The organism is Streptomyces sp. NBC_00464 (genome assembly GCF_036013915.1).
Classification (GTDB): domain Bacteria; phylum Actinomycetota; class Actinomycetes; order Streptomycetales; family Streptomycetaceae; genus Streptomyces.
Map to the genome: position 1 here is coordinate 1,166,031 of NZ_CP107899.1, position 12,932 is coordinate 1,178,962.

9 protein-coding genes and 1 pseudogene are annotated in these 12,932 nt (G+C 67.6%); 6 read left to right on the top strand and 4 right to left on the bottom strand.

What is annotated here, in order from left to right:
- Positions 1 to 41 precede the first annotated feature (41 nt).
- Positions 42 to 266, top strand: a pseudogene (locus OG912_RS04995) (IS630 family transposase); the annotation flags it as partial.
- A 153-nt stretch (positions 267 to 419) separates the two neighbouring features.
- Here OG912_RS04995 and OG912_RS05000 read toward each other — a convergent pair.
- Positions 420 to 806, bottom strand: a complete 387-nt coding sequence (locus OG912_RS05000) for a nuclear transport factor 2 family protein (protein ID WP_327708353.1) — start codon at positions 804 to 806, stop codon at positions 420 to 422.
- Positions 807 to 1,145: 339 nt separating this feature from the next.
- Between OG912_RS05000 and OG912_RS05005 the strand changes: the two genes are divergently transcribed.
- Positions 1,146 to 2,111 carry an ROK family protein gene (locus tag OG912_RS05005; RefSeq protein WP_327708354.1) on the top strand — a complete coding sequence of 322 codons (966 nt, stop codon included), beginning with the start codon at positions 1,146 to 1,148 and terminating at the stop codon, positions 2,109 to 2,111.
- A 101-nt stretch (positions 2,112 to 2,212) separates the two neighbouring features.
- Complete coding sequence (gene manA, locus OG912_RS05010; protein WP_327708355.1) at positions 2,213 to 3,412, top strand: mannose-6-phosphate isomerase, class I; 1,200 nt, start codon at positions 2,213 to 2,215, stop codon at positions 3,410 to 3,412.
- Between the two features lie 430 nt (positions 3,413 to 3,842).
- Here the strand turns inward: manA and OG912_RS05015 are convergent, their stop codons facing one another.
- Together OG912_RS05015 and OG912_RS05020 are read right to left on the bottom strand one after the other, a co-directional pair.
- Positions 3,843 to 4,874, bottom strand: a complete 1,032-nt coding sequence (locus OG912_RS05015) for a LacI family DNA-binding transcriptional regulator (protein WP_327708356.1) — start codon at positions 4,872 to 4,874, stop codon at positions 3,843 to 3,845.
- The gene (locus tag OG912_RS05020; RefSeq protein ID WP_327708357.1) at positions 4,871 to 7,270 is read right to left on the bottom strand and encodes a glycoside hydrolase family 2 protein; all 2,400 of its coding nucleotides are present in this window, start codon (positions 7,268 to 7,270) and stop codon (positions 4,871 to 4,873) included. The genes OG912_RS05015 and OG912_RS05020 overlap by 4 nt, the downstream gene beginning before the upstream one ends.
- A 269-nt stretch (positions 7,271 to 7,539) precedes the next feature.
- Here OG912_RS05020 and OG912_RS05025 point away from each other — a divergent pair, with 269 nt between their 5' ends.
- The 3 genes from OG912_RS05025 (at position 7,540) to OG912_RS05035 (ending at position 10,806) form a co-directional block, all read left to right on the top strand.
- Positions 7,540 to 8,859 carry an ABC transporter substrate-binding protein gene (locus OG912_RS05025; RefSeq protein ID WP_327708358.1) on the top strand — a complete coding sequence of 440 codons (1,320 nt, stop codon included), beginning with the start codon at positions 7,540 to 7,542 and terminating at the stop codon, positions 8,857 to 8,859.
- A 91-nt stretch (positions 8,860 to 8,950) separates the two neighbouring features.
- Positions 8,951 to 9,922, top strand: a complete 972-nt coding sequence (locus OG912_RS05030) for a carbohydrate ABC transporter permease (RefSeq protein WP_327708359.1) — start codon at positions 8,951 to 8,953, stop codon at positions 9,920 to 9,922.
- Positions 9,919 to 10,806 (top strand): carbohydrate ABC transporter permease, encoded by an 888-nt coding sequence (locus OG912_RS05035; RefSeq protein WP_327708360.1) that lies wholly within the window; start codon positions 9,919 to 9,921, stop codon positions 10,804 to 10,806. The genes OG912_RS05030 and OG912_RS05035 overlap by 4 nt, the downstream gene beginning before the upstream one ends.
- Positions 10,807 to 12,387: 1,581 nt before the next feature.
- Here the strand turns inward: OG912_RS05035 and panD are convergent.
- Positions 12,388 to 12,807 carry an aspartate 1-decarboxylase gene (gene panD, locus OG912_RS05040; protein ID WP_327708361.1) on the bottom strand — a complete coding sequence of 140 codons (420 nt, stop codon included), beginning with the start codon at positions 12,805 to 12,807 and terminating at the stop codon, positions 12,388 to 12,390.
- Between the last annotated feature and the right edge of the window lie 125 nt (positions 12,808 to 12,932).

Sequence of the window (12,932 nt, forward strand, 5' to 3'; positions counted from 1 at the left end):
AGGGACACGGCACGCAGTACGGGTTCGGCGGAGACGAGGGCAACCCGATCGAGGCCCACTTCGGACCGCTGAGGCAGTTCACCATCGCCAACTCCAACCACCCCAACCACCCCGTGCAGACACGAGCCCTGCACGCCTGTCTACTCTGGCGCAACGCCAACGCCCGCCACCGCGACGTCCTGGCCGCCGAACGCAAGGAACGCGCCCGCATCCGAAGCGAGAAGGGCACCCGTTGGGGCGGACGCCCCCTCAACACCACAGCCTGACCAACCGCGAACTTACACAGCCACAGCGCATCATCGGTCCGCTCGTGGCCAAGCGCGGACGACCGAAGCGTTGCGAAGATGATCTCGGCCGGGCAGAACCGGAGCCCCGAACGGGGCCGGTTCAGGAGAAGGGCGGCGCCGGAGGAGAACGGCTCAGGAGGCGGACGGCTCGATCTCCCCCGCGAATACGATGACCTGGTCGATGAGACTCCGCCGCAGATGGACGACATCCGTTCCCGCCAGGCGGGGGCCTCCATCCGGCGTCGTGAAGACCCACCGGTACCGGGCCCACTCGTCCGGCATGTCCACCGCCGAACAGCGCACCATCGTGCCGGTCCCTGCGGGGTGGCGCCGGATGTCCAGCACGAACCGCTCGACCGTCTCGATCCCCTCACTGCGGCCCAACGGTCCCCAGAAGACCACGTCCGAGGTGAGGGCCTGGGAGAGCAGCGCAGTCACATAGCTGTCGTCCGAGGCGTTGAACGCGGAGATGAACGTGTCGATCGCGGACTGCGCGGTTTCTTCCTGCTCTTCCTGCATGCACCAGTAATACCAGTCGCCGCGCGGACCGCGCTCGTCCCTTGAGCCGTCTTCCGACCACGGTGAACCCGTCCCTGTCACAGCACTGGTGACGGTGATCGTGTGACTTGGTTTCCTCGGCGCGTGGCTGTTGGTGGCCGGCCCGTCGGACGGGGGTCTGCCGCAGGGGTGGTAGCCGCTTCGGTCACGCGGCCAGGAGGGTCGATGCGGCCCGCGCGCACCCTCCAGCATTACTAAACCTTTACCTTAACTAAACTGTTCACTAGACAACGTTGTCACGACCCGTCAGAGTGTGCTCCGGAGTGGCGGAACCACTCCCTTCACGAAAGGTGTGGTGACGTGACGGTGTACGGAGCACTGGACATCGGCGGCACGAAGATCGCTGGAGCGCTTGTGGACGACACGGGCACTCTGCTCGTACGCGCACAACGGCCGACACCCGCGCAGAAGTCCGCCGGCGAGCTCATGGCGGCGGTGACCTCGGTCATCGACGAACTTACGGTCCACCCGATGTGGGACGAGGTGGCCTGCCTCGGCATCGCCAGCGCGGGTCCGGTCGACACCGCCGCAGGCACGGTCAGCCCGGTCAACATCCCCGCCTGGCGGCACTTCCCGCTGGTCGACGAGGTGGCCGCCCACCCGCGGCTGCCGGTGGGACTGAGGCCGGTACTGATCGGGGACGCTGTGGCGATGGCCGCGGCGGAGCACTGGCTGGGCGCGGCCCGCGGGTTCGAGAACGCACTGTGCATGGTGGTGTCCACCGGGGTCGGGGGCGGCCTTGTCCTCGGCGGCCGGCTGCACACCGGCAGGACGGGGAACGCGGGTCACATCGGGCACATCACCGTCGATCTGGACGGTTCGCTGTGCCCGTGCGGGGCGCCCGGCTGCGTCGAGGGGTTCGCGAGCGGTCCGGCCATCGCCGCGCACGCGCAGGCGGCCGGGTGGTCCGCGCCGGCCGGGGTGGCCCCGACCGCGGCGGCGGTCGCGGACGCGGCGCGGTCGGGGAACCCGCAGGCACTGGGGGCGTATGAGCGGGCGGCCCAGGCGCTGGCAGCGGCCATCGCGGCGACGGCGGCTCTCGTCGAGCTCGATCTCGTGGTGATCGGTGGTGGCGTGGCGCAGGCCGGCGACACACTCTTCGCTCCCCTGCGCCGACGCATGGCCGACTACGCCGTCCTCGACTTCACCCGCGGGCTGCCCGTGATGCCGGCGCTCCTGGCCCTGGACGCCGGGCTCATCGGGGCGGCCGCAGTTGCCTCCTCACAGCTGAACACCCCCGCACTCGCGGCAGGGACACGCCCGTAGCCGGCTCGCGCGCCGTCATCCGTAGCCCACACAGCAAAGCCAGGGGGCAGCACCACGACCGCGGGGTTCGGCCGGTGAAGCCTCCGAGAAGGGACCACCGCGTGGACCACATGGTCAACACCGTCCGTCCATACAACTGGGGCTCCGCCACGGCCATTGCGGAGCTGACCGGAGTCGAACCGGACGGGACTCCACAGGCCGAACTGTGGATGGGGGCCCATCCGACCGCCCCGTCCCTGGTCCGGCGCCACGGGGCATCTCGGCCTCTCAACCAGATCATCGAGGAGGGCCCCCAGGCCGAACTGGGCGAGCCGGTTCTGCGGCGCTTCGGTCCACGCCTCCCCTTCCTGCTCAAGCTGCTGGCCGCCGAGACCCCACTCTCCCTCCAGGTGCACCCGGACCTGGCGGGGGCCGCCGCCGGCCACAAGCGCGAGAACACCCAGGGGATCCCCCTCGACGCCCCGCACCGCAACTACCCCGACGACAACCACAAGCCCGAAATGATCGTCGCGCTCGGCTCGTTCGAGGGCCTCTGCGGCTTTCGCGCCGCGCGGGACTGCGCCGAGCTTCTGGATGCGTTGAACGTGGACCGCATACGTCGGTACGGTGCGACGCTGCGTTCGGAGCCGGAGGAATCCGCACTCCGGGAGGTCTTCTCAGCGTTCCTGACCGAAGGTGCCTCGCTCGTGGACGACGTCGCGCGTGCCGTGGCACGCGAGGCGCGCAACGCAGGCCCGCACCAAGCAGCTTTCTGCGGCTACGACTCCATAGCGCAGGCGCACCCCGGCGACCCCGGACTGTTGCCCGCGCTGATGCTCAACCACTTCCGCCTCGCTCCCGGCGAGGGGCTGTTCCTCGGGGCCGGAATCCCGCATGCCTACATACGGGGCCTGGGAGTGGAGGTGATGGCGGCCTCGGACAACGTGCTGCGCTGCGGGCTGACTTCGAAGCACGTGGACACCCAGGAGCTCCTTCGCGTGATCACCTTCCGGGCGGCTCCCGTTCGCGTACTGCACCCCACAGCCACGGATACGAACAATGGCGAGGCGATGTTCGCCACCCCCGTGGATGACTTCCGGCTGTCCGTGGTCCGGCCCGATCCGCATCGGGGAGCCGTGACGCTCGACTCTCTCGCCCCGCAGATACTCCTCTGCGCGGCCGGCACGGTCACCGTCACCGGCCCGGAGGGCGAGATCGCGCTGCCCGTCGGCAGTTCGGTGTACGCACCCGCCGGCGAGCCGGTGACAGTGGCCGGGAAGGGAGCCGTCTACCGCGCCACCGTGGACGTGAGCTTCCCGTGACAAGCCGTCAAGCCGGCTGACCACATGGGGCAACCGCTTCTTCAACGGCCCCACCGCGTGAAGGAGACCGGCACGAGGCCGGCGTGTACAAGAGCGGTGCCTGCCAGGTGCCCTACAGGCTCAGCAACGGGGGAAACGGTCAGGAGGGTTCAACGGTCCGGGCAGCGAACACGTTCTGGATCGGGAGCATCCCCGCGGCGGCTCGGTGAACTTCGGCCTCAACAGCTCCTCCACCTGGGCAGACAGTGCGCCCGGCACCTTCGCCCTCAACGACGTTCCCTGCACCACGGGCTGACCCTCCGCGCCGGCAACAAGCACCGGGAACCCTCTACCTGCGAAAACGGGGCCGGCTCTTCCCGCGCCACCAAGAACTGCGGCTTCCCCGCCCGGACAGGGCGGGGAAGCCGCAATTGCCTATCGGATGCCGTCCTCAGTTCCGGGCGGGTGCCTGTGCGGTGGAACCGCGCGGAGTGAGGGACGGGGTCGGCACCTGTACGGAACCGGTGTGCTCACCCTCTATGACGGCGAACAGGGTGCGGGCCACCTGCGCCCCGAAGTTGTGCACGTCGTGGCTCATGGCCGACAGCGTGGGATGCGTGATCCGGCACAGCTGCGAGTCGTCCCAGGCGAGCAGCGACACATCATCGGGGACCACGAACCCCATCTCCGCGGCGACCCCCGCACCCGCCACAGCCATGATGTCGTTGTCGTACACGATGGCCGTGGGACGGTCGGCCGACATCAACAGGGACCGGGTCGCCCTGGCCCCCTCGCTTCCGTCGAAGCCCGTCGCGATCTGCCGGCCTTCCTCAAGACCCAGCTCCCGCATCGTGGCCGCGAAGGCCGTGGCCCGGATACCGCTGTGCCCGAGCCCGACCGGACCGCCGACGCGGGCGATGCGCCGGTGTCCGAGCGCCGCCAGATAGCGGACGGCCTCGGCCGCCGCCGTGGCGTCGTCCGTCCACACTGCGGGAAACGAGCCGGTGAGCGACGGATGCCCGACGGCCACCGCCGGCAGCCCGATGGACTCCAGCGACGGAACCCTCGGATCGTTCTCGTGGAAGTCGACCAGGATGGCACCGGCGATCGCCTGACTCCGCCACCAGGACCTGTACAGCTCGGTCTCCTCGTCGAGATCCCGCACCAGCCTCAGCAGCAGCGAGTACGACCGCTCGGCCAGCACACTCTCGATGCCGGAGATGAAGTCCATGTAGAACGGCTCGAGGCCGAGCAGCCGGGCGGGGCGGCACAGGGCCAGGCCGATGATGTCGACCTTCTGACTGGACAGGCTGCGTGCGGTGAGGTTCGGCGACCAGCCCAGCTCCTTCGCCGCCTCGAAGATGCGTTCACGCGTGATCTCCGAGACACCCCGCTTGTTGTTGAACGCCAGGGAGACAGCCCCCTTGGAGACTCCGGCGCGGGCTGCGACGTCCTTGATGGTGATGCGTGCCGGACCGCTCACTTCGTATCCGCGCAGAACAAGGCAGCTCGCGCGTCATCCACGGTCACATCGACGCAGCCATCGACCCGGATCCGGACCTGCTCGCCCGGCAGCAAGGTGGTGAGACCGCGGTCGGCGGTGGCGTGGGGGCTCAGCCGGTCGGGCTGAAGCAGAAGGTCCCTTACGAGGGTGTGCGCATTGACCACGACGTCGACCATACCGCCGCTGCCCGGAACGGGTTCCACCTCGATACCGAAGGCCGGCTGCACGTAGGCGAACTCCTTGTCGGGGACCGGGAAGTAGGTGGCACGCACACCGTCCGCGTCGGCGACGAGGAACTCCTTGGCACTGAGCTCCTCCTGGAACAGCTCGGGGAGAACCGGGAGCCGCGCGACCGAACGCGCGGCCACGGTCACCTCGTGAGTGCTGTGGCCGACCGTCGCACCATCGGCCTCGAAACGGCGCAGTGTCACCACGGTGCGCCATTCCGTGGCGGCCTGGTTGACGACGGCGAGGACCAGGCCGTCGTCACTGGGCTGCAGGGTGAGCAGCCGGTCCGCGTAGACGCGGCGCAGTTCGTGGTGGAGCGGCTTGAGACGGCCGTCCCCGTCGACCGCGGCCCAGGAGGTTACCGGCCAGCAGTCGTTGAGCTGCCAGACGACGGTGCCGGCACACGTCGGCCAGTGCGAGCGCCAGTGCTCGATGCCCGCGGCGACGGCGCGGGCCTGGACGACCTGGGTCAGATAGTGCCACCGGTCGAAGTCGCCCTCGGGCGGGGCGAAGTGGCGGGCGATTCCACGGTTGAGTTTGCCGTTGCCGTCCTCCGCCTTCTGATGGTGCAGCATGCCCGGGGAGTCCGGGGCCAACTTCTCCCCGGGAAGCGCGCGTCGGAGCGTGGCCATCGCTGGAGGGGCCTGCCAGCCGAACTCGGCAACGAAGCGAGGGACGTTCGCGCGGTACTCGGCGTAGTCCTGGCGGTTCCACACCTCCCAGGAGTGGTAGGTGCCGTGGTCGGGGTCGTTGGGGTGGTTGTCCCATGATCCGGACCACGGGCTCCCCGCGGCGTAATGCCGCGTGGGGTCGAGTTCGGCGATCAGACGGGGCAGCAGGCCGAGGTAGTAGCCCTCGCCCCAGGAGTCTCCGGCGAGTCCGGGCTCCCAGTCCCAGTCGCGGAATCCCCAGAGGTTCTCGTTGTTGCCGTTCCAGAGGACCAGGCTGGCGTGGGGCATGAGTCGGACAACGTTGTCGCGCGCCTCGGCCTCAACCTCTCCCCGCAGCGGCTGCTCCTCCGGGTAGGCCGCGCAGGCGAAGAGGAAGTCCTGCCAGACCATCAGCCCGAGTTCGTCGCAGGCGTCGTAGAAGGCCTCGTCTTCGTAGATGCCGCCGCCCCAGATGCGCACCAGGTCGACGTTGGCGTCCGCGGCCTGGCCGAGCCGGGTGCGGTAGCGCTCGGGGGTGACGCGTGAGGGGAACACGTCGTCGGGGATCCAGTTGACGCCGCGGGCGAACACGCGCTCGCCATTGACGACGAGGGTGAAGCCCGAGCCCTTCGCGTCGGCACTGCGGTCCAGCTCAACGGTGCGGAATCCGATGCGCCGGTGCCAGGTGTCCAGTTCGCCCTCGTCGTCGAGGAGGGTGACGTCGAGGTCGTAGAGGGGCTGGTCACCGTAGCCGCGCGGCCACCAGAGCCGGGGCCGGTCAACGGTCAGGCGCAGCACGGCTTCGTCGCCGCCGAATCGGGTTTCGACCGTTTCGCCGGCCACCGTGGCCCGCACCAGCAGGCTCGTGCCCGCTCCTGCGGCCGTGCGCTCGACCTGTATTGCGACCTCGACGCTTCCCGTGGCTTCGTCGACGGTGACGAGCGGGCGGACGGACGCGAGGCGCGCGGTCGACCACTGCTCCAGCCGTACGGGGCGCCAGATGCCGGCGGTGACGAGTGTCGGCCCCCAGTCCCAGCCGAAGCTGCTGGCCATCTTGCGGATGTACTGGAACGGCTCGGGGTACACGTTGGGCCGGTCTCCGGTGACGGCACGTACCGCCTCGGCCTCCGCGTAGGCGGAGGCGAAGTTCACCTCCAAACGGCCGGTCAGGCCCGTGACGTCGAACCGGTAGGTGCGGTGCATGTTCCGGGTCGCCCCGACCTCCCGGCCGCCGAAAGTGATCCGGGCGGCGGTGTCCAGGCCCTCGAAGACGAGGTCGGTGCGCTCGTGCCGACTGTCGTGGGAGACATCGGTGGCGTAGGTCCACGAGCGTTGGCCGACCCAGGCGACCTCGGTCTCGTTGAGTTCGAGGAAGGGGTCCGGAATGACCCCGGCGGCAAGCAGGTCGGTGTGGACGCAGCCGGGAACCTGAGCCGGAAGCTGCTCCTCGCCGTGACGCAGGGTCCAGCCCTCGGTGAGCGGGGTGACGTCCTTCATGTGCGGCTCCAATCGCCCAGTACGCACGCTGGCAGATGTATGACGCCGCACAACTTAGCCCGTCAAGTGATCACTGTCCATAAACCGGTCTAGTGACGCCGACGTAACGCATCAGGCGCTTTGAGCGCGCATGACCTGCACCGAAACGCCGATCGGTAACGATTGGGCATCGCCATGGAAATGAACACTTTACCGGTTCACCTCCTCCCTGCCATAGTGCCAACATCCCCCCGCAGACCTTGAGCCGCCATCTTGAAGGAGTTGGGCACATGGGAAAGACCAAGACCCTCGTCGGTGCGTTGCTGGCCGTTGCGACGCTGACCGTGACGGGCTGCAGCGGCGGAGGTGCGGCGTCGACCGAAGAGGCTGCGGCCCCCACCGACCCGAGCAGGACAACCGGCACCATCAAGGTCCTGACCCAGCGAACGGACCTGGTCCAGAGCGGGGCCCTGGACGCCTACGCCGCGGAGTTCAACAAGGTCTACCCCAAGGTCAAGGTGAAGTTCGAAGGCCTGACCGACTACGAGGGTGAAGTCAAGATCCGGATGAACACGGAGGACTACGGCGACGTCCTCATGATCCCGGCCGCGGTCTCCAAGAACGACTACCCCAAGTTCTTCGCCCCGCTGGGTCCGTCGATCGAGATGTCGGACAAGTACCGCTTCAGTGACAAGACGACCGTGGGAAGCAAGGTCTACGGCATCGCGCAGTTCGGCACCGCCAACGGCTTCGTCTACAACAAGGCGCTGTGGAAGAAGGCCGGCATCACCGCCTGGCCGAACTCGCCCGAGGAGTTCCTCGCGGGACTGAAGGCGATCAAGGCAAAGACCGGCGCAACCCCCTACTACACCAACTTCAAGGACGGCTGGCCGCTGGTCCAGTGGAGCGCCAACATCGGCTCGGCTACGTGCAGCGAAGAAGCCAACAACAAGCTCGCCGGTCCGGTCTCGCCATGGAAGCCGGGCAGTGAGCTCGGAGTGATCGACACCCTGCTGTACGACATCGTCAAGGACGGCCTCTCCGAGAAGGACCCCAGCACCACCAACTGGGAGGCCTCCAAAAGCATGCTCGCCAAGGGCGAGATCGGCTCCATGATGGTCGGCTCATGGTCGATCACGCAGATGAAGGACGCCGCCAAGAAGGCCGGGAAGAACCCCGACGACATCAGCTTCATGCCCGTCCCCGTCCAGCGGGAGAACGGACAGTGCGCCACTCTGGTCTCGGACTACCAGCAGGCCGTCAACGCCCACTCCGAGCACAAGGAAGCAGCCCGGGCCTGGATCGACTGGTTCACCGAGAAGTCCGGCTACTCCACCAAGGAGGGAGCCGTCCCCACCCTGAAGTCGGCTCCCATGCCCGCGACCCTGAAGGACTTCGTTGACAACGATGTCACCTTCGTGGAGCGCTCGGAGAGCAAGACGGGCGCGGTGAACGACATCGACAACGCCGCCGAGATCGGGCTGAACAAGCCCGACTACCGCCAGAAGCTGATCGACATCGCCCGCGGAGCCCAGAAGGGCAGCCTCGAAGACTACTTCACCGAGCTCAACAAGAAGTGGGACGAGGCAGCGAAGACCGCCGGTTCCTGAACCGGTGAGGGTGCCCCGGTCGCACGACGCCGGCCGGGGCCCCGCCCTCCCGCGCACACGGGATGACGAAGCGGACGACGAAAGGCCCGATATGACCGAGACGACCGAGGTCGCGAGCGTGAAGACGCACCGTGCAGCGCCCTCCCGTCGCAGGACCGCAAAGAGCGGCGGCAGCCCGCAAGGACCCAGGACGTGGGGGCAACTGCTCCGCCGAGCGACCCCTTGGCTGTTCCTCGCGGCGCCACTGGTGCTGCTGATCACGTTCACCTACGTACCTGTAGGGAACATGATCTATTACAGCTTCACGGACTGGGACGGGATCAGCCCGGACCGGAATTTCACCGGAGCGGACAACTACGTCCAGATCTTCACCCGGCCCGAGCTCTTCCGGGTGTTCTTCGTCAGCTTCTACTACCTCGCAGCGTCCGTGGCCCAGATCGCCATCGCGCTGTATTTCGCCACGGTGCTCAGTTTCGATCTGCGGTTCCGCAACCTGTTCAAGGGCCTGCTCTTCTTCCCCTACCTCATCAACGGCGTGGCCATCGGATTCGTCTTCCTGTACTTCTTCCAGGACGGCGGCACCCTGGACTCGGTGCTGTCCTGGTTCGGGGCGGACACCGACCATGCCTGGCTGGGCGACCCCGAGTCGGCGAACACCTCCCTCGCCGGCGTCTCCGTCTGGCGTTTCACCGGCCTGAACTTCGTCCTGTTCCTCGGTGCCATTCAGTCGATCCCCGGCGAGCTCTACGAGGCCGCCCAGCTCGACGGTGCGACCCGATGGCAGCAGTTCCGGCACATCATCGCGCCGAGCATCCGGCCCGTACTGAGCCTGAGCGTCATCCTGGCGATCTCCGGGTCGCTCGCCGTCTTCGAGATCCCCTGGATCATGACCGGCGGAGCGACCGGCACCTCGACGTTCGTCATCCAGACCGTGAAGCTCGCCTTCCAGTTCAACAAGACCGGGCTGGCCTCGGCCGCCGCGGTGGTGCTGCTGCTGATCATCCTGCTGATCACCTGGATCCAGCGCCGTCTCGTGCCCGACGAAAAGGTGGACCTCGTATGACCACGGCCCGGCAGACCGCCGCCCCCACCCGCTCCGTGTCCGACCCGCGCCGCGTCCGTGCCCGCGGCCGCATCGGTCAGACGCTGATCTACCTGTCGCTCGTCATCGCCTCGCTGGTGGTGCTCCTCCCGCTCAGCGTCGTCTTCCTCACGTCTCTGAAGACGTCGAAGGAGGCCTCGGACGGCGGCGCACTGTCGCTGCCCGGCAACTGGTTCAACTTCAGCAACTACGCAACCGCGTTCTCCGACGGCCACATGCTGACGGCCTTCGGCAACACCGCGTTCATCCTGCTGTTCTCCATCACCGGCACCGTGATCATCGGGTCGATGACGGCCTACGCCATCGACCGCTTCCACTTCCGGGCCAAGAAGCTCGTCATGGGCCTCTTCCTGATCGCCACCCTCGTGCCCGGAGTCACCACGCAGGTCGCCACCTTCCAGGTCGTCAACAGCTTCGGACTGTTCGACACACGCTGGGCCCCGATCCTGCTCTACATGGGCACGGACATCGTCTCGATCTACATCTTCCTGCAGTTCATCCGTGGCATCCCGGTGTCCCTCGACGAGGCCGCGCGGCTGGACGGGGCGAACTCCTTCAAGATCTACCGCAAGATCATCTTCCCGCTGCTCAAGCCGGCGATCGCGACCGTGGTGATCATCAAGGGGATCACCGTCTACAACGACTTCTACATCCCTTTCCTCTACATGCCCTCCCAGGAACTCGGCACGGTCTCCACCGCACTGTTCCGGTTCAAGGGGCCTTTCGGCGCCCACTGGGAAAACATCTCGGCCGGGGCGGTTCTCGTCATCATCCCCACGCTGGTCATCTTCCTGTTCCTCCAGCGCTACATCTACAACGGCTTCGCCCAGGGCGCGACCAAGTAAGGGCGCCGGCCGTCGCTCCCTGCGCCCGGCCCGTCGCCTCAGACCTGGCGCCCCGAAGGCCAGGAGACGCGGCAAGTGCTCGGCCTGGCGCATCAACCTGAGCTTCCGGCCGGCTTCTCATCGTCGCCCGCGGAGAGGGCGACGAAGGTTGCGGGCGTGCGTACCTGGCGGACCAGCACAGTCATCTCGGGGCAGCGACGGCCAGTTGGTCACGCAGCGCGCGCTGCCTGTCGTCGAGATGGTCGGAACAGCGGCGGGTGAGCAGACCGGTGATCTTGCAGAGCGACAGAACTGCGTGGTCTGCCCGCCCCGCCCCTGGTTGGCGCAGCGGACCAAGACGTCAACGGCGCTCACCGCCCTCACGCGGGAAGAAGCACGCCCTGGCTTTCCGCACTCGTGTCCCCCGCCGTACCGCCACAGCAGCCAGACCCTGCGACAGCAGGAGCGACCTACGGCGCTGCGCATGCGGCATCACCAGCCGACTTTCGTCGTCCTTCAGCGCAGCCACCACCGAATGCGGGTGCGCCAGTCGCACGGGGACATGCACCAACCCCCCACTCGCCTGCGGTCTCTGACTCCGCGCGTTGGGATGCGGGCCCTCCGCGAGGAACAACTCCGGCCCAGGCCCGCCGCACAGGGCCTTCCTGATGGGTTTGCCCGCCGGGCCGCTCCCTGTAGGGCCCCCGAGGCTTGGCAGGCTCCGCCGGCTCACTGCCGCCGGCAACCGCAGAGTCGTCGTCGATCATCAGGATCCCACGACCCCGCAGAGCATCGGCCGAGCGCCAGTCGCTCGCCATTCAGGTGCCGGCATCCTCATCAACAACGAGGCGTTCGAGGAGTCCGTGCTGCCGTACAGAGTCGAAAGGTCGTGCATCAGCAGCGGAGCCCACAGGGACTTTTCTGGGACTTCCAGCCCCCTCAACCGGCACGAGCGTGAAACAACCGAAAGACCATTCGTGCAGGTCAGCAGCCGTTACACGTCCATCACCGCAGGTCACGGCGCTCGCAGATCTCTTCCGGGATTTCTGAGCGGCGGGGTGCTGTGCCCCTTGAGCCCAAGGGGCACAACACCGCAGCATGCCATCTGACCTGCGAATACTTACCTTCACGGCCCTTCACTGATCACTATTGCTTTTCAGTACCTTGCGCAACGCACGTGCAAGATGATCTTGAATGACCGGCAGGGCATCAAGAAGACCTGAATACTGCTCGATCACGCTCCCCCGCATGTTTGCGGGCATCCGGCGGCTGATATCGCGCCCTGGGGCCCCTCGGGGACCTTCGGAGCCGCCGCCAACCCTCATGCCCCGCACTCGGCAAATCGCTCGGAGCCCCCTGGCCCCCAGTCGGCACGGTCCCGCTCGCCCCGGATCCGGCGCCACTCGGCGCTGACCCCGGGTTCCCGGGCCACCCCCCGCGACCGCCGCCCGGACGACCGGACCGGGGCGGCCGCGCCCCGAGCCTCCGAGTACGGCCTGCCGGGGTTGCTCTTGCGGGGAAAGCCGTGCCGGCGATGGTGAAGACGCAGGCCCGGCGAGAGGGCGGCATGGCCGAGCACAGCAGACGTCGGCAAAACCCCGCTCAGCCACCTGCCGCCTGCGGGCTGCGCTCCTGGTCCGATCCGGGCACCGGCTCGGCCGGGTCCGCGCCCACGGACACGATCCGGTTATCGCCGTCCACATGGGCGACCTTCGGCTTCAGGTTCCGCGCCTCCTCCTCGGTTACTTGTGCGTAGCTGATGATGATCACCAGGTCCCCGGGGTGGACCAGATGGGCGGCGGCCCCGTTGATACCGATCACACCGGACCCACGCTCGCCTTCGATGACGTACGTCTCCAGGCGAGCGCCGTTGGTGATGTCCACGATGTGGACCAGCTCGCCCGGCAGTAGGTCGGCTTCTTCGAGCAGGTCCGCGTCGATGGTCACCGATCCCACGTAGTGCAGGTCGGCCTGAGTGACGGTGGCACGGTGGATCTTGGACTTGAACATGGTGCGTAGCATCGAGACACTCCCGGCCTTATAGGTTCCCTGCCTGGATTCGAGACAGGTCGAGTACGGCTGCATCCGTGGCAATGGGCCACATTCGCGGCGTTTCACTGCTGTTGAAGCCCGGCACCTGGCCGGGC